General features: G+C 55.9%; 12 protein-coding genes. 6 read left to right on the forward strand and 6 right to left on the reverse strand.

Annotated features, from left to right (window positions below):
* The first annotated feature begins 77 nt into the window (after positions 1-77).
* Positions 78-962, forward strand: a complete 885-nt coding sequence (locus tag HUO07_RS03630) for an alpha/beta fold hydrolase (RefSeq protein ID WP_176302412.1) — start codon at positions 78-80, stop codon at positions 960-962.
* Positions 963-990: 28 nt separating this feature from the next.
* Here HUO07_RS03630 and fabF read toward each other — a convergent pair whose 3' ends face one another.
* On the reverse strand, positions 991-2262 hold the full coding sequence (gene fabF, locus HUO07_RS03635; protein WP_176302413.1) for a beta-ketoacyl-ACP synthase II: 1272 nt from the start codon (positions 2260-2262) through the stop codon (positions 991-993).
* Between the two features lie 88 nt (positions 2263-2350).
* On the opposite strand from fabF, the gene HUO07_RS03640 reads away from it, so the two are divergent.
* From HUO07_RS03640 to HUO07_RS03660, 5 genes are all read left to right on the forward strand, one after another.
* Complete coding sequence (locus HUO07_RS03640; protein WP_176302414.1) at positions 2351-2992, forward strand: TetR/AcrR family transcriptional regulator; 642 nt, start codon at positions 2351-2353, stop codon at positions 2990-2992.
* 192 nt (positions 2993-3184) lie between these two features.
* Positions 3185-5368, forward strand: a complete 2184-nt coding sequence (locus tag HUO07_RS03645) for an OsmC domain/YcaO domain-containing protein (protein WP_176302415.1) — start codon at positions 3185-3187, stop codon at positions 5366-5368.
* A 109-nt stretch (positions 5369-5477) separates the two neighbouring features.
* Positions 5478-5678, forward strand: a complete 201-nt coding sequence (locus HUO07_RS03650; protein ID WP_479694268.1) for a DUF2798 domain-containing protein — start codon at positions 5478-5480, stop codon at positions 5676-5678.
* 185 nt (positions 5679-5863) lie between these two features.
* On the forward strand, positions 5864-7327 hold the full coding sequence (locus HUO07_RS03655; RefSeq protein WP_176302417.1) for an alanine/glycine:cation symporter family protein: 1464 nt from the start codon (positions 5864-5866) through the stop codon (positions 7325-7327).
* A gap of 39 nt (positions 7328-7366) precedes the next feature.
* A complete protein-coding gene (locus HUO07_RS03660; protein ID WP_176302418.1) occupies positions 7367-8380 on the forward strand; it encodes an asparaginase domain-containing protein in 1014 nt (337 codons plus the stop codon).
* Positions 8381-8385: 5 nt separating this feature from the next.
* Here HUO07_RS03660 and HUO07_RS03665 read toward each other — a convergent pair whose 3' ends face one another.
* From HUO07_RS03665 to HUO07_RS03685, 5 genes are all read right to left on the reverse strand, one after another.
* The gene (locus HUO07_RS03665; protein WP_176302419.1) at positions 8386-9252 is read right to left on the reverse strand and encodes a DMT family transporter; all 867 of its coding nucleotides are present in this window, start codon (positions 9250-9252) and stop codon (positions 8386-8388) included.
* A gap of 208 nt (positions 9253-9460) precedes the next feature.
* Positions 9461-10693, reverse strand: coding sequence for a cation:proton antiporter domain-containing protein (locus HUO07_RS03670; protein WP_176302420.1), 1233 nt, complete (start codon positions 10691-10693; stop codon positions 9461-9463).
* 46 nt (positions 10694-10739) lie between these two features.
* Positions 10740-12974: a 1,4-alpha-glucan branching protein GlgB gene (gene glgB / locus HUO07_RS03675; protein WP_176302421.1), complete on the reverse strand. Its 2235-nt coding sequence runs from the start codon at positions 12972-12974 to the stop codon at positions 10740-10742.
* Entirely contained in the window at positions 12967-16314 is a 3348-nt protein-coding gene (treS, locus tag HUO07_RS03680) for a maltose alpha-D-glucosyltransferase (RefSeq protein ID WP_176302422.1), read from the reverse strand. The genes glgB and treS overlap by 8 nt, the downstream gene beginning before the upstream one ends.
* 88 nt (positions 16315-16402) lie before the next feature.
* On the reverse strand, positions 16403-18430 hold the full coding sequence (locus tag HUO07_RS03685) for an alpha-1,4-glucan--maltose-1-phosphate maltosyltransferase (RefSeq protein ID WP_176302423.1): 2028 nt from the start codon (positions 18428-18430) through the stop codon (positions 16403-16405).
* Between the last annotated feature and the right edge of the window lie 53 nt (positions 18431-18483).

The following is an 18483-nucleotide window of genomic DNA, read 5'->3' on the forward strand; positions in this document are numbered from 1 at the left end:
TCCCTGATGTAGGCGTTTATAACAGAGCTACACAATTACGTTGTGTTAGTTTCATGGCAGCAGACTAGGAGCTCACCATGTTTCATGGGTTTGAAAAACAGACACGCCACGTCAACGGCGTCGATATCGCCTATCGAATGGGCGGCAGCGGTCCGGCGCTGTTGCTGCTTCACGGCCATCCGCAAACCCATTTCATTTGGCACAAAGTGGCAGGTGCGCTTACCCAGCATTTCACCGTGATTGCCGCCGACCTGCGCGGCTACGGCGACAGCAGTAAGCCCGACGACGACGCAGAGCACCTAAATTACGCCAAGCGCGCCATGGCGAAGGATATGGCGGAGCTGATGAGCGCGCTGGGCTTTGATCGGTTTAAAGTGTTGGCCCATGATCGTGGGGCGCGAGTCGCCCATCGTTTAGGCGTTGACCACGCTGAGCGAGTAGACCGTATGGTGCTGTTGGATATCGCCCCGACGCTGGCGATGTATCGCGGCACCACGGAAGCGTTCGCGCGTAGCTACTGGCACTGGTTCTTCCTGATTCGCCCCCAGCCGCTGCCGGAAATACTGATTCAAGCCGACCCAGCCCAGTACCTTAAAAGCGTGATAGGCGCCCGCAGCGCGGGCATGGCGCCTTTCTCCCCAGAAGGGCTGGCCGAATACGAGCGCTGCCTGTCGCTCCCGGGCACGGCCACCGGCATTTGCGGCGACTACCGCGCCAGCGCCACCATCGATCTCGTGCACGATCAGGCGGATATCGACGCGGGTGTGAAGCTGACCTGCCCCATTAAAGTGATGTGGGGCGCCCAAGGCGCGATTGAGGCCTGCTTCGATGCCCTGGGCGAGTGGCGGAAGGTAGCGACGCAGGTAGACGGAAAGGCGCTGCCTTGTGGTCACTATATCGCCGAAGAGATCCCCGAAATATTGCTTGAGGAAGCGCTGCCGTTTCTAAGCAAGGTAGATTGATGGTGGAACGGTTTATCTGCTCCCGTCTTTAATGCTCAATACTGCTCACAATAAGCGCCGCATTGACGCCACCAAAACCGAATCCGTTGCACAATACATGCTTTGTGACGTGCTTCTGAGAAGTCGCCGTGACGAAGGTTAAGTCCTGCATATCATCATCGCATTGCTCAAGATTGATGGTGGGCGGAAGGTGCTGAGTGTTGAGTGCCAATACTGAAAATATGCTCTCGATGCCCCCCGCTGCGCCTAACAGGTGGCCTGTGGCCGCTTTCGTGGCCGAAATAGGTATGGCGGGCAAGCGCTCACCGAATACATTACGCAGCGAGGCAATTTCAGCCCGGTCGCCAACCGGCGTAGAAGTGGCGTGGGCATTGATATGATCAATAGCATCAGTGGTAAGGTTCGCCATGCCTAGCGCCGCTTGAATCGCTGCTGCTGCCCCGGACCCATCCTTTGGGCCTGCCGTTAGGTGGTAGGCATCCGCGCTGGTGCCGTAGCCGCTAATCACCGCTAACGGCGTTGCTCCCCGCGCGACCGCATGCTCAAGCGTTTCGATCACCATAACGCCCGCACCTTCTCCCATCACAAAACCGTTACGGGCTTTATCAAACGGCCTGGAAGCACGTTCAGGGGCGTCTGCTTCCGTCGAAACGGCCTTTAAAGCGTTAAAGCTGGCGAGTGAAAGAGGGTCAATACACGCCTCAGCGCCACCGACTAGGGCAACGTCCGCTTCTCCACTGCGAATAATGCGCATACCGTCGCCAATTGCCTGTAGGCCTGCCGCGCAAGCTGTTACCGGGCACCCCAGTGGGCCTTGAAAGCCATAACGAATGGACAGATTGCCAGCAGCCAAATTGGCTAGAAAGGCGGGCACTGTGAAGGGGGAGAGTTTGCGATAGCCGCGCTCAACAAGGGTTTTTTGGGCTTGAGTGATGGTCGGAAAGCCGCCAATACCAGAGCCAATAATGGTGGCTGTTCTGCGCTTTTGAGCCTGCTCAACGGGGAACCAGTTGGCCTGTGACAGTGCCTCTTGAGCTGCTGCCAATGCGTACAGGCTGAACAAATCCATTTTGCGCTGCTCTTTGGGATCGGCTATCACATCCAGGTCAATACCACCGGTGGGGTCGTGGTTAATGCTCGGCACTACCCCGGCAATTTTGATCGGAATATCGCTTGTATCGAAGCGGTCAATGGTGCTGATGCCAGACAGGCCCTTAACCAGTCGATCCCAACTTATATTGATGCTGTTTCCTAAGGGGCTGACCATACCCATGCCGGTAATCACAATTGGTGATTGCATAGCGACTCCAGAGTTATTGATGTGGTCACCCTAGCAATAGGCACTATATGATCAAGATAATATTTAGCTGACGTATGACGAGGTAGACATGCCTTATCCTAAGAGCCATAAATCGAAAACCAAAGAGCGCATTTTGGCTTCGGCGACAGAGCTATTCAGCCGCAAGGGGTTTCAAAAGGTGTCGATTGGCCAGATCATGACGCTAGCCAAGATGACGCATGGCGCTTTTTATTCACATTTCGCATCAAAAGAGGCCCTATACAATGAGTCGGTTCGCCTGACCATTGATAACAGCCGCGCGGCTAGACTGGTAAAAGGACCCCTTTCGTTACAACACCTAACCGAGCTAGTCGCCAACTACTGCAATCTCCAAGAATTGGAAGCTAAGCATAAACCGGGGCCGGAAGCGGTATTGTTCAACGAAATAGGCAGTGAAAAAGCCGAAATCCGCACCCTGTTTGAAGCGTCATATATGAGTATGAAAAAGATGCTTGAAACCCGGTTAATAGCATTGAGCAAGTTGAAACAACTTCCTTTTGCCAATGACCGCAAAGCAATTGCTGATAAGTCCCGCGTTATATTGGCCTCCCTGGTAGGGGCTGTCGCCATTGCCAAAAGTTTGCCGGGAGAGGCGGAACGAAAGCAGGTGTTAATAGCCACCCAGCGCCAGATTTTGCTGATGCTCGGGGTCAGCGAAACTGAGGCAGAACGTATGATGCAAGCACAATAATTTGGGCACCTTCTGAAAGGAGTTCTGAGATATTGTTAGAGCAAACGCTGCCGTTTCTTCTCAACGCCGGATAGGCGATTCGGAAGACTGACCAAGACGAAGCGGGTAAAAAACTGGATAATGGGCCGCAATTCGCCTACTGCCTTATGTTTGCAAAAGCCTAGGCACACTCATTACCCCGGATGCCCGCTCATGGAAATCAAAGTTAACTATCTCGACAACCTCCGTCTGGAGGCCAAGTTCGACGATTTTACGGTTATCTCCGACCAGCCGATTCGCTATAAAGGCGACGGCTCGGCACCAGGGCCGTTTGACTACTTCCTGGCGTCCTCTGCCATGTGCGCCGCCTACTTTGTGAAGGTGTACTGCAACGCCCGGGATATTCCTACCGAAAATATTCGCCTGTCACAAAACAATATCGTCGACCCGGAAGATCGCTATAAGCAGATCTTCAAAATCCAGGTTGAGCTGCCGGAAGATATTTCTGAAAAGGATCGCCAAGGCATTCTGCGCTCCATCGACCGTTGCACGGTCAAGAAAGTGGTGCAAACCGGCCCCGAGTTTCAGATTGAGACGGTAGAAAACATAGACGAGGACGCTCAGGCGCTGTTGATGGGCGCGCCTGAAGGCGGCAGCACCTATATCGAGGGCAAAGACCTGCCGCTGGAGCAGACCATCGCCAATATGAGCGCGATCCTGGCTAATCTCGGCATGAAGATCGAGATCGCTTCCTGGCGCAATATCGTGCCTCACGTGTGGTCGCTGCATATTCGCGATGCGGCCTCACCGATGTGCTTCACCAATGGCAAAGGCGCGACCAAAGAGAGCGCGTTGTGTTCGGCGCTGGGCGAGTTTATTGAGCGGTTGAGCTGCAACTTCTTCTATAACGACCAATTCTTTGGCGAAGAGATTGCTAATAGCGCGTTTGTTCACTACCCCAATGAGAAATGGTTCAAACCGGGCCCGAACGACGAGCTGCCCGCCGAGATTCTCGACGAGCACTGTCTGGCGATTTATAACCCGGAAGGCGAACTATGCGGCTCGAACCTGATTGATACCAACTCGGGTCGTGAAGACCGGGGCATTGTATCGCTGCCGTTTGTGCGTCAGTCCGACGGCGAAACGGTCTACTTCCCCTCCAACCTGATCGAAAACCTGTTCCTGAGTAACGGCATGAGTGCGGGCAACACCCTCGTAGAAGCCCAGGTGCAGTGCCTGTCGGAAATTTTCGAGCGGGCGGTAAAGCGTGAAATCCTCGAGCAGGAGTTAACTCTGCCTGATGTGCCGCAGGAGGTGCTGGCAAAATACCCCAGCATTGTAGAGGGCATCAACGCCCTGGAAGCCCAGGGATTCCCGGTGCTAGTAAAAGATGCCTCCATGGGCGGGCAGTTCCCGGTCATGTGCGTCACCTTGATGAACCCGCGCACCGGCGGCGTGTTTGCTTCCTTTGGTGCCCACCCAAGCTTTGAAGTGGCGCTGGAGCGCAGCCTAACCGAGCTGCTGCAAGGCCGCAGTTTCGAAGGCCTGAACGACCTGCCGTTGCCGACGTTTAACTCACAAACCGTCTCCGAGCCGAATAACTTTGTTGAGCACTTTATCGACTCGGTGGGCGTGGTCTCCTGGCGCTTCTTTAGTGCTAAGCCCGACTTCGAGTTTAGCGAGTGGGACTTCTCTGGCAGCAATGATGAAGAGGCCGAGACCCTGTTCGGCATCTTTGAAGAGCTAGGCGCGGAAGTCTATATGGCGGTACACGAAGACTTAGGTGCGCCGGTCTGCCGCATTCTGGTGCCGGGCTACTCCGAGGTGTATCCGATTGAAGACCTAATCTGGGATAACACCAATAAGTCGCTGGATTACCGCGAGGATATTCTCAACCTGCACCGCTTGGATGACGATCAACTCACCGATCTGGTCGAGCGGCTGGAAGAGAGCCAGATGGACGACCACGCCGACATTATCACGCTCATCGGCATTGAGTTTGACGAGAACACCGTCTGGGGGCAACTGACGATCCTAGAGCTAAAACTATTGGTCTACCTGGCGTTGCAGCGCCATGAAGAAGCGCTCGACTGCGTGCAGATGTTCCTGCAGTACAACGACAACACCGTCGAGCGCGGCCTGTTCTATCAGGCAGTGAACGCAGTGCTGGAAATCGCGCTGGATGACGAGTTGAAGCTGAACGATTATCTGCACAGCTTCCAGCGCATGTTTGGTGAGGAAACCATGGCGGCCGTGGTGGGCTCGGTGAGTGGCGAAGTGCGCTTCCATGGCCTAACGCCGACTAACATGCAGTTAGAGGGCCTTGAGCGCCACCAACGCTTAATCGAAAGCTATAAGAAGCTTCATGCGGCACGGGCAGCGAAAGCGGGTAATTAAGCGTTAACCAAGATCAATGAAAGTTCATCTCTGCTGGTGCGACGGCACCAGCGGAATGGCTTTGATGTACGTGAAACGGTAGTTAAGGACTTTTACGAAACATAGAATTATCTTCGCAATTCTCCTGTCGTTTACGCTATCGCCGATTATGTCTGCCTGGGTGACCTACGTGAATATTGGTACGCATGCTGACTTTGTTGGCATGTGGATGCATGCATGGCTGTTAGCTTGGCCAGCCGCAGGGATCATCGCATTTATCAGCGGTCCCTTTATTCATAAATTAGCCCACCGCATTGCCGAGAAGATCTGACGGCTTGCCTGATGCACTGTGGTGCACTTGCTGGTGCAGTGGGTGCATACAACTGCACCGCTGCGCCAAATTTAATGCTCCCCCATGCTTGGTAAAACATTCTCCGCGGCGTGAATTCCACAAGCGCGATAGCAAACGACGCGAATTCAAACATAACGCTAATACAAAAACGCGGAGAGAATCACATGCTCGATATGCTCAATGACCTTCTGTGGGGGAAGGTATTACTAGTGCTGCTGGTGGGTGTTGGTATCGGTTTTACCGTTGCATCCCGCTTTGTGCAGTTTCGCTATTTCGGTGAGATGTTTCGTATCCTCGGGTCCGGTCAAGCCTTTAAACGCAACCAGCACGGTCATTTAAGCTCGTTTCAGGCGCTGGTGCTTTCAGTAGCTGGGCGAGTAGGTGGCGGCAATATCGCAGGCGTTGCCGTAGCGATTACACTGGGCGGCCCAGGGGCGATTTTTTGGATGTGGTTGGTGGGCTTAATGGGTATGGCCACCAGCTTTTTGGAATGCACCCTGGCACAGACCTATAAAGAAGCCGAAGGTGACGGCACTTATCGCGGCGGCCCGGCGTATTACATTGTTAAAGGGCTGGGTAAGCAATGGCGCTGGCTGGCAGCGTTCTACTCGGTACTACTGCTGTTGACCTTCGGCTTCGCTTTTACTGCGCTGCAATCCTATGCGGTGGCAACTTCCTTTGGCGACGCTTTCGGGGTGCCGGTGCTGTATAGCGGTATTGCTCTGGCGATGCTGGTAGGACTGATTATCTTCGGCGGTATTAAGCGTATTGCGCGTATTTCTGAGGTTTTGGTGCCCTTTATGGCGGTGAGCTATATCGCCATTGCGTTGCTGGTCATCGCTATGAATATTACTGAAATCCCTGGCGTGATTGTGCTGATTGTAAAGAGCGCCTTCGGCCTTGAACCGCTGATTGGTGGCGGGATTGGCGCGGCGATTATGATGGGCTTGAAGCGTGGCCTGTTCTCTAACGAAGCGGGCCTGGGTAGTGCACCTAACGTAGCGGCGGTGGCCTACGTGCCGCACCCGGCCAACCAGGGCATCGTGCAGGCGTTTTCAGTATTTATTGATACGGTGATTATCTGTTCCGCCACGGCGTTTTTGATTCTGCTCAGCGGTGTATATGACCCTGCTGCGGGCGCTGGTGTTGAGGGTATCGCGCTAACTCAAGCAGCATTGGCTGACCACGTAGGCGAATGGGGACGCACCTTTGTCAGCCTGGCGCTGCTGCTGTTTGCTTTCAGCACCATTCTTTACAACTACTACTTGGGTGAGAACAGCCTTAACTTCTTTAGCCGCGACAACCAGAACCTGTTTAACGCCTTTCGCATCGCCATCGTGCTGCTGGTGTGCTGGGGCGCGACCACCGATCTGGGTACCGTGTTCGGCTTTGCGGATGTCACCATGGGGCTCTTGGCAGTCGTCAATCTGGTGGCGCTGATTCTGCTGTTCAAGTGTGGTCTTCGCATTTTGAAAGACTTCGATGTTCAGCGTCGGCAAGGGATCAAACAGCCGATTTTTGATGCCAACCAGCATCCAGATCTCGACCTGGACCCGAAAGCCTGGGAGCTGGAGCCCGAAGAGGCCGAAGCCTTAAAACAGCGGCTGGAAAGCGCGCCTGCGAAGTAAGTAGTCTTCTAAAATGGATCGATAAGGAAAGGAGCGCCCATGCCCAGCGTACTGATGCTCTATACCGGCGGGACTATTGGTATGCAGCCATCGTCACAAGGCTACGTGCCCTGTGCAGGGGTGGGCGAGCGCCTGGCGGCGCACTTGGCTCTGGGCGATCCTTACCGGCTGCCAGTGTTTGATGTGATTGAAATGCAGCCGCTGATTGATAGCGCCGAACTAATGCCAGAGGCTTGGAACCGCTTGGCGGCGCAGCTGGAAAACCATTGGCCACGCTACGATGCATTCGTGGTGCTGCACGGCACCGATACCATGGCGTACAGCGCGTCAGCGCTCTCGTTTATGCTCGGTGCGCTAGACAAGCCGGTGATCTTCACCGGCTCCCAAATTCCACTAGGTGAGCCAAGAAGCGATGCGTTGAACAGTGTGGTTAGCGCGCTGCAACTAGCAGCACATCCAGACACTCCTCGCGAAGTCAGCCTGGCCTTTCATGACCGGCTGCTGCGCGGTAACCGCGCGCGTAAGGTGCGCACCCAAGGCTTAGATGCCTTCGACTCACCCAACTTCCCCTGGCTTGCCGAGCTTGGTATTGGTATTCGTTTTCCCCAACCCTCGGCGCTGCTGATCGGAAAACCGAATTTTGCACCTATTGAGGTGGACGACGAGGCGGTGGCGGTACTGCCGCTGCATCCAGGGATGTCGCTGCGCCGAGCAAAGGTGCTGCTGGCGGATAAAACGCTAAAAGGGCTGGTGCTTTATACCTATGGAGTTGGCAACCCGCTTAGTTTTGAAGGCGAGCTGCTTGATTGCTTGAAGGCGGCTAACGAGAGGGGCGTAGCGCTGCTTAACGTCACCCAGTGTGCCCAAGGCGAAGTAGTGCAGGGTGCCTACGCCACCGGTGCCGCACTTAATCAAGCGGGCGTGATTGCCGGAAGCGATATCACCCTGGAAGCCGCCATCGCGAAGCTAACCGTGCTAATTGGGCAAGGGCTGGTGGGGCCAGCGCTGCGCAAGGCATTGAGTGCACCCATGCGCGGTGAACGTAGCCGTTAAGCTAATCAGCGTGAAGAAATGCTCAGCGCGGTAACGGTTATCAAGATGATTCCCATACCTGCCATTTGAATAACACCCAGGCTTTCATTTAACACAGCAACGCCAAAGAGAGTGGCCGTGATAGGTTCGACCATGGCCACCATGGAGGCGAGCGCAGGCGTTGTGCGTTTGATCCCCGCGATATAAAGCACAAAAGACACGCCTGCGCCTAAGAGGCCGAGTGTTACAAATAGAGGCCAATCCGATGAGCCCAGGACGCTCACAATCTGCCCCGTATCGCTTGGCACAACGAGCATGATGGCCAGTACCGCGAAGGCGATCGTCAGTATTGCCTGGGGGCTGCCATGGGGTGCAGCGTATTTAAAGCCAAAAATGAAGGCCGCATAAGAGAGCCCGGCAAGCAGCCCGGTAGCTACGCCCATCAACGAGAGGCCGCTAGCACTAATGGCATACAGTTTGGTTAACAGCACCACACCCACCATTACTAGCACGATGGCTAGCCACTTGGCAGCGGTGGGGCGCTCAAGCTTAAGGGCAAAGGAGATCAGATAAACAAATACTGGGGCGCAGTACATCAAGGTAGCCGCGACCGCCACGCTGCCATGATCAATACTGATGAAATAGAAAGTGAAGTTGCCCGCTACGCCAAGGCCCGCCACCACCGACCAGAACCACAGCTGTCGACTAGCTAAGCCGCTATGGCTGCGTCGCAGTAGAAGCCACGCCAGCGCGCAGAGAAGCCCTACAAAACCACGATAAAAAGAGACGACAGAGGCATCCCAGCCGCCGTCTAAAAGAATGCCTGCGATTCCCCCTGAAATACCCCAGAAGAAGGCCGCGAGCGCGATCAACATACTGCTGGCACCTGCCATATTTCACCTTTCGTCCTTGAGCGTTAACACCTAGGAGTAATAGGTGTTTGCACGCATTCCCTTTGCTTAATGATGCTCTTGGTCTGCTACCTGCAAACCCTAATCTTGCCACCTAAAAGTAGACGCTGATCCCGATATGCGAAAGCGCTCCAGGTGGCCTATGGCGTTAACCAAAGAACCAGTAGCGAATAGAACGCTGAGAGCACTCTTACGATGAAGCGCTGGAACCCTTAATTTGTCTATAGAGATGCGAAAATGGCATGGCGGTTAGCCCGTGCACCAAGATGGACGACACCACCAGCAAACTCACCACGGGCCAGAGTTCAGCAACATCGGTTTTATGATGGGCCAATGCCGCGTAGTAAAGCGCGGCGACCCCAATCGGCCCAAACCAGCCAGTGAAACTGCCATCCAGCTTGCTGGGAAGATCTTTAATATGACCACCTACTAATAACAGAATGGGTAAGCGGCGCAGGAAAAGCACACCAATCACCAGCAGCGCGGGCCACCCCAAGGAGAGCCACGCTTGCCAGGGGATCATCAAGCCGAGCAAGAGAAAAATGGGCGATGTGAAAAAGCGGTCCACGCCTTCTACCACTCTTTCTTCCTCCTGCTTTTCTGAGGCGTTGGCTTGTTGATCAAATGCTAACCCTGCTACGAACACAGCGAGAATTCCATTGCTGCCCACCAGCTTCACCGCGGCAAGGGTGGTGAGCGCAAGCGCTGTGGTTACCATTAGCATCGACGGTTGGTCGATGGTGTTTTTTTCTTCAGCCTTGCGTATGGCAAAGCCGACCGAATAACCGATCATCGTTCCTAACACTAGTGCGACTAAAATATCGCCTCCCAGCACCCCCAATATATTGGTGGTGATCGATTGATCCGCGGGTAGCGTCAGCAAAAAAACAGCAAACATGACAAAGATAAACGTCAGTCCATCGTTGGCGCCCGACTCACTCGAAATAATGTGGCGTAGATAAGCGGGCAGGTTCTCTTTTGCTACTGGCCCGGTCACCACGGTAGAGGCAACCACCGGGTCTGTGGGGGTAATCACAGCACCGATGAGTAACGCCGCTCCTAATGGCAGACCAAGCGCCCAGCCGGTTATAACGCTGCTGCACAGCCACATGACCGGCATGCTCACCAGCAATAACACGCAGAGCGATCGCCAGTGGTGAAAAATATAGGATTTGGGGAGCCGCAGCGCGATACCCATCAAACCAATGGCGAGGGCTAGACGGGCCACTTGCTCTAAAATGGCCATTTCATTCCCCCACTGCGCTGGGTCAAGAAGCCCAAACCCGGTAGGCCCCAACACCACCCCGACCAGCAGCAAGCTGACGGAGTCGGGCAAGCCGACGCGCTTCAGCGGTGTTGATAATAGTCCTAACAATAAGGCGCTAGCTGCAACGACTAATAATCCAATATTAAATTCGTGCATATTCTTATACTGCCACCAGGTTTAGGTCGTGTTTTGGCTGAGCACCTCAGTCAGTGTTGGGCATGCCGGCCGGACGTAGCAGCAATACCGCGAGTGGCGGTAGCGTCAACTCCAGGCTGGCGATTTGCCCATGTAGGGGGGAGTCTTCAGCCGTTAGCCGACCCAGGTTGCCCATGTTGGAACCGCCATAGCACTCCGCGTCACTGTTAAGACGTTCTTCCCAGCCACCAGTCAGCGGCACGCCCAGCCGATAACCCATACGTGGAATTGGGGTCATATTGGCAACCACCAGCAACGGCTCACCGGTGGCACTCCAGCGTAGCCAGGCAAACACGCTATTGGTGTTGTCATTGCCCACGACCCAGGTAAATCCCCGTGGTTCGCTATCGCATTGGTGCAGGGCGGGTAACTCGGTGTAGCAGCGGTTAAGGTCGCTAAGTAAACGGTGGAGACCGGCATGCCGGGCTTCGGCGAGCAGCGACCAATCCAGCTCGCGGTCGTGGCTCCACTCACGCCACTGGCCGAACTCACAGCCCATAAACAGCAGCTTCTTACCGGGTTGTGACCACATGATGGCGAGATAGGCGCGGAGATTGGCGAACTTCTGCCACTCATCGCCAGGCATCTTACCGATCAGCGAACCTTTGCCGTGGACTACTTCGTCGTGAGAAATCGGCAACACGTAGTGCTCAGAGAAAGCGTAGACCATCGGAAAGGTCATATCGTGATGGGAGTAAGTGCGATACACCGGGTCCTTGGCGATGTATTCCAGCGTGTCGTGCATCCAGCCCATGTTCCATTTATAGGCGAAGCCCAGCCCGCCCTCCTTGGTCGGCTGGGTGACACCCGGCCAAGCGGTTGACTCCTCGGCAATAACGATGGTGCCGGGGACTTCCTCACTGATAACGTCATTGAGGTGGCGCAGGAAGTCGATGGTTTCCAGGTTTTCATGACCGCCAAATCGGTTGGGAATCCATTCGCCTTCGTTACGGGAGTAGTTGCGATAGAGCATTGAGGCAACGGCATCGACACGCAGTGCATCGACATGGAAATGCCGCAGCCAGTGCAGTGCCGAGGCGAGCATAAAGCCATGTACTTCGCGCCTTCCCAGGTTATAGATATAGGTGTCCCAATCTTGATGGAACCCCTCAAAAGGATGCTCATATTCGTACAGAGCGGTGCCATCAAAGCGTGCCAAGCCGTGGGGGTCGGTGGGAAAGTGGGCCGGCACCCAGTCGAGAATGACGCCCAGCCCTGCGCGATGGCACTCATCAACGAAGTAGGCAAAGTCGGCAGGCTTGCCGAAGCGGGCGCTGGGCGCAAACTGACTCAGCGGCTGATAACCCCAGGAGCCGCCGAAGGGATGCTCCATGATGGGCAAGAGCTCAACGTGGGTGAACCCCATATCCAACACATAGGGAATCAATTGCTCGGCCAGCTCACGCCAGCTATAGATTTCGCCGTTGTCGCCGCCATGCTTGCGCCAGGAGGCGGCGTGCACTTCATAAATGCTTATTGGGTGGGTCGGGTCATGGATTTTTTGCCGCTGGGCGATCCATGCGTCGTCATGCCAGGTAAAGGGCGTGGTGTCGGCTACCACCGAGGCGGTAGAGGGCGGTGCTTCGGTGGCTAAAGCGACCGGGTCGGCACGCAGGCCAATTGCACCGTGGGCTTCGACCACCTCATATTTGTACGCCTCCCCAGGACCAAGGCGCGGTACGAATAACTCCCACACCCCAGCAGCGATGCGCAGGCGCATTATGTGTCGTCTGCCGTCCCAGCTATTGAAATTACCGACCACGGAAACACGTTGGGCATTCGGCGCCCAGACCGCAAAGCGCACGCCGTTGACGCCATCTATTGTCATGGGCTGGGCACCCAGGCAGTGCCCCAGCTGTCGATGATTGCCTTCGCCCAGCAGGTAAAGATCCATTTCGCCCAGCAGCAGGCCGAAGCTATACGGGTCCTCGGTTAGCTGTTCGCCTTGGGGCCAGCGAATACGCAGCAGATAGGGAGCCGCATGCGGCAGCCGGGCGGCGAATAGACCAGGAATTTGCATGCTCGTGAGGCAGCAACGCACATTGCCGCCGTCGCGGTCGAGAACATCAACCCCTACCGCGCCGGGTAGGAATACGCGCAAAAACTGTCCTTTGCCATCACTGTGAATGCCAAGAATGGCGAAGGGATCGCGATGGGTTCCTTGCGCTAGTGCACTGGCGTCTTCCTCAGTCAACCACAAGCTGCGATCCAGAAGGGGTCGGGTGTGAATAACATTATTCATGTGGCTCTCCTGGGTTGAGTTGTTCGATGAGGGCAGCTAAGCCGTGCAGCGGCACACCCAACCATTCGGGGCGGTTGGCGGCTTCGTAGGCAATTTCGTAAGCTGTCTTTTCGAGCACGAACAGGTCCACCGCCGCGGCGGCTCCGCTGGCTTGCTTCCACTCGTGGGGTATTTCCATGGTGGCCAGCCAATAAGCGTTGAGAAAGGCTTGGCGGCCTTTAAGCAGATACTGCTCCACCACCGAATGGCTAGTATCGGTATGTGTATCGGCGCCTTCATTGTCGCCGGGCCGGGCTTCCTCCACCTTGGCATAGGCATAGTCGAAGGAGCGCAACATGCCAGCCACATCGCGCAGCGGGCTATCTTTTGCGCGACGCTCTTCCAGGGGTCTGGCTGGTTCGCCTTCAAAATCGATGATGTAGGCATCATCATGAGCCACTAGAACTTGGCCGAGATGTAAATCACCATGAATACGGGTGAGCAGGCTGCCTTGGGCAAGTTCCGCCATCTTTTTGATGGCATCTATCAACGTGGCGCGGCGAGCCAAAATGATGTCGGCAAGCCGCTGTTCGGCTTCGTTGGCAGTATTCTTGTGTTGCTCCAGCACGTTTAGCGCTTCCTCAACACGCTGCGTCACGCGTTGCGTCCAGTGCTGTACATGGGATGACCCGGCGACTTCGGGCGCGAATGCTGGGTCGTCGCTGGGCGTCGCCAGCACCATATGCAGCTCACCCAGCCGGCGCCCTAAGGTGGTGGCAAATTCTTCCAACTCCTCGAAGGCGCCGTAGCGGGATTCGGCTTTTGGCTCGCTTGCGCGTTCGTCGTCCGCCACCGCTTCACGAATGGCACGTTCCAGCTTATTGCGCGTCCATGACCAGGCATCGCCCTGGTTGTCGATGAAGCCTTGCAGAATCATGAGCGTCTGCGTGGAGCCCTGTTCAAGCCGGGTTACCACGCCGTACAGGGGCACGGTATGCATAAAGCCCCGCTCAGTCAGGTAGCTGCCGATCTCTGCTTCGGGGTGAATGCCCGGCTCCAAGCGTCGGAACAGCTTGAGCACTAATTGATGATTGATGATCACCGAGCTATTGGACTGCTCGGCACTCTGTTGCACTACCTCGGGGTGCTCGGGAAGCGTCAGTTCGGCGAAGGCGGCGGTGGGCAAGAAATGGATTTCTCCTTTCTCATAAGGCAGCACAGTGCCTAGGCGCATGTTTTCTAGTACCGCCAGCGTAAAGGCATCCAGGGTGACTGCATCGGTGAGCAGCCCGACTTCGTGGAAACGACGCACCCGTGCCATGGCGAGCTGTTGGGGTAGCGGATTGCTTTGCTCGTCTTCGCCCAGGAAAGCCAGCGGCAGTTGGTAGCGCTCGCTACCTTGGCCATTTTTGACCTCCAGCTCGCTAAACAGCAGTGAGTGCCCGCTGTGCTCCAGACGGCCGGTGGGGTGTAGGTGGACGTGTTCGATACGGGACTGCTTGGCAGCAAACCAGCGTCGCTTGGGCAGGTAGCTGGGCAGCGTTTCACGTTCGAGTAGCCGTCTGGGCGTCTCCTCAAAAATCTCCTCAAGGCGTTTTTTGATAATCAGCGTGACGTAATCCGGCATGGGCTCTGGTACAGGAACATGCCACTCCGGCATGGCGGTAGCCGGGGCCAGCAAGAACCAGAAAAAACCGTAGGGAGGCAGCGTCAGCAGGTACGCCAGTTTGCCCACCGGGGGGAAAGCGCTACCTCCAACCATCTCGACGGGCACTTGACCCGCGAATGCGGAAAGATCGAGCTCCACCGCCTGAGCGGTACTGGCCACGTTGGCTACGCACAGCAGTGTTTCTGTTTCGCCATTGTCGAGCGTCATCTCACGCAGGTAGGCGAGAATATGCCGATTGGAGGGGTAGAGTGGGCGCATGGTGCCACGGCTGAAAGCACGGTGCTGACTGCGTACCGCCAGTAGCCGCCGCATATTGCTAAGCAGCGAGTGCGAGTCACGAATTTGTGCTTCCACATTCACCGTTTGATAGCCGTAGAGCGGATCCATAATGGGCGGCAGCACCAGCTTGGCCGGGTCGGCGCGAGAGAAGCCGCCGTTGCGATCCACCGACCACTGCATGGGTGTACGCACGCCGTCACGGTCGCCGAGATAGATATTGTCGCCCATACCAATTTCGTCGCCGTAATAGAGCACCGGCGTGCCCGGCATGGAGAGCAGCAGGCTGTTCAGCAGCTCGATACGTCGCCGGTCGCGCTCCAGCAGCGGAGCTAACCGGCGGCGGATGCCTAAGTTGATACGCGCCCGGCGGTCGGCGGCGTAGTGATTCCAGAGGTAGTCGCGCTCCTTATCGGTGACCATTTCAAGGGTCAGTTCGTCGTGGTTACGCAAAAAGATCGCCCACTGGCAAGTGGCCGGTATTTCAGGCGTCTGACGCAGAATGTCGGTAATCGGGAAGCGATCTTCCTGAGCCAGGGCCATGTACATGCGCGGCATCAAAGGAAAATGAAACGCCATGTGACACTCGTCGCCGTCGCCGAAGTAGGGCCGGGTGTCCTCGGGCCACTGGTTGGCTTCGGCGAGCAGCATGCGGTCGGGGTAGCGCTCGTCGAGCACCGCTCGGATCTTCTTGAGTACCACGTGGGTTTCGGGCAGGTTTTCGTTGTTGGTGCCTTCGCGCTCAACCAGATACGGTATGGCGTCCAGGCGCAGGCCATCCACCCCCATATCGAGCCAGTACTCCATGACCTTGAGAATCTCGTCGAGTACCACAGGGTTGTCGAAGTTGAGATCCGGCTGGTGGGAGTAGAAACGATGCCAGTAGTAGGCGCCAGCCACCGGATCCCAGGTCCAGTTGGAGGATTCGGTGTCGAGAAAGATGATCCGTGTGCCGGGGTACTTTTGGTCGGTGTCCGACCAGACATAGAAGTCGCGTTCTGGTGATCCTACTGGCGCCTGTCTGGCGCGTTGAAACCACTCGTGCTGGTCGGACGTGTGGTTAATGACCAGCTCGGTAATAACGCGCAGGCCGCGTCGGTGTGCCTCGTTGATAAAGCGCTGGGCATCCTCTAGCGTGCCGTAATCGGGGCTAACGCTGGTGTATTCCGCGATATCGTAACCATCGTCGCGACGCGGCGAGGGGTAGAACGGTAAAATCCAAATTGTATTAACGCCCAGGCTGACGATATAGTCCAGCTTCTGAATCAAACCTTCGAAATCGCCGATACCATCGTCGTTGGCATCGAAGAAGGCCTTCACGTGTACCTGGTAAATCACCGCGTCTTTGTACCAGAGTGGGTCATCGAGGAAATCCATCGCCTCGACGGCGTGTGTTTCGCTGCTGGCATCCATCATTGGCTTACCCTCTCTGCTTTGATCATTAGGTCAAAATTGACATGAACTAGCGGCTTCCAAGCCAATACCGTTGTTAGTAAACCGATAGCTAGTGAACCGGGCGAAGTCGCCAAATAGCGAACGGCATAACGGCGGGGTCTAAGCGCATCGATTGCCATTTGCCATGCCAAGTCCATTGACGGCCACTCATGAGATCCTCCACATGCAGTGCCGCTTCGTCGGGAAGTTTGAATAGCGCCATGGGCAACTCAAAGGCGCCCTCCTGAGGCTCAAACGGGTCAAGGTTGACCGCGACCAAGATGGCCTCGTCGCTTTGCTCGGTGCGCTTGGCGAAGAGCAATAAACGGTCGTTGTGTACCGCATGGAAGGTCAGCCCAAGATGGCTATGCAACGCCGGATTCTCGCGCCGGATTCGGTTGAGCTGGGCGATCTCATAGATGATGTTGCCGGGGGCGCTATAGTCGCGCAGGCGAATCTGGTACTTCTCTGAATCGAGGTACTCCTCCTTGCCGGGTACCGGTGCGCCTTCGCAGAGTTCAAAACCGGAGTACATGCCCCACAATCCTGAACCCATGGTGGCCAGCGCCGCGCGAATCAGGAAACCTGCCCGTCCGGACGATTGCAGAAAGTAGGGATTGATATCCGGTGTGTTGACAAAAAAGTTGGGCCGATAGCCGTCACGCAGGGGCGATTCATTGAGTTGCGTGAAGTATTCGGTTAACTCCGCCTTGGTATGGCGCCAGGTGAAATAGGTATAGCTCTGTGTGAAACCCAGTTTGCCCAGGCGCAGCATCATGGCCGGGCGGGTAAACGCTTCAGCCAGGAAAATCACATCAGGGTCACGTTGGCGAATATCGGCAATTAACCATTCCCAAAAGGGCAGCGGTTTGGTGTGTGGGTTATCTACACGAAATATCTTTACCCCTTCATCGACCCAGCCTTGAACCACATTACGCAGTTCAAGCCAGAGCGAAGGGATGGCCTCTTCGGCGTAGAAGTCGACGTTGACAATATCCTGATATTTTTTGGGCGGATTTTCGGCATAGCGAATTGAGCCGTCGGGCCGCCAGGAGAACCAGCCTGGGTGTTCCTTGAGCCAGGGGTGATCCGGTGAACACTGAATGGCAAAATCGAGCGCTATCTCCAGGCCGTGTTCGGCGGCAACACGGACCAGCTCGTGGAAATCTTCGCGGGTGCCAAGCTCAGGATGGATGGCGTCATGTCCGCCTTCTTCGCTGCCAATGGCGTAAGGACTGCCTGGGTCGTTCGGCCCGGCTTCAAGGCTGTTGTTAGGCCCTTTGCGATACGCCCGACCGACAGGATGGATAGGCGGAAAATAGAGTACGTCAAAGCCCATGTCGCGGATTAACGGCAACCGCCTGTGTACATCCTTGAACGTGCCGTGGCGATTGGGATCGTCGGTTTCCGAGCGAGGAAACAGCTCATACCAGCTGGCAAAACCTGCTTTAAGCCGCTCTACCTCAAGCGGATAAAGGGCGTCGCTTCTGGTTAGATGCGGGCGAGTATCCGCTTCGTGCATCAACCTAGTCGTTTCATCATCTAATAGCAGCGCGACGCGGTCAGCATCATTCTGCGCTAGCCGAAATTGTTCGAGGAGGTCAGCCAGTGATTCATAAAGCGTTCCTTCGCTACGCTCGGCGGCTTGTTCCACCAGTTGTCTGCCTTCTTCCAGTTCGAGCCCGATGGGCACTCCTGCCTGGTGTTTCTTGGCCAGTTCGTAGTGATAAGTGGCATAAACATCCCACCAGGCTTCAATAATAAAACCATGGCGGCCCACCCGGTGAGGCGTGAAACTCCCTTCCCATACATCCAGGCCGAGGGGTTCGACCTGGCTCATGGGCGCGCGCTGTTGCTGCCCCTCATCGTCGTGCCAGCAGATAGCCGCTGCCAGCGCATCGTGACCGTCGGCGAAGATGGTGGCTTTCACCACTACCGTTTCGTTAACGATGGCTTTGGTCGCAAAGCGCCCCTGATCCAGGGAAGGGGTGACGGCTTCAATGGCAATGCGCGGGGCATGGGTGGCCGCTAGGCCATGGTTCTGGTGTTGACTCTGTGCCGGGAAAGCCCCGGACGTGGGATAGACAGGTGAACTCATCGCATGCTTCTCCTTGCAGCGCGAAAACGACAGCGAAGGTATCCGCGCCGCCT

It is taken from the genome of Vreelandella maris (genome assembly GCF_013371085.1).
GTDB classification, from domain to species: domain Bacteria; phylum Pseudomonadota; class Gammaproteobacteria; order Pseudomonadales; family Halomonadaceae; genus Vreelandella; species Vreelandella maris.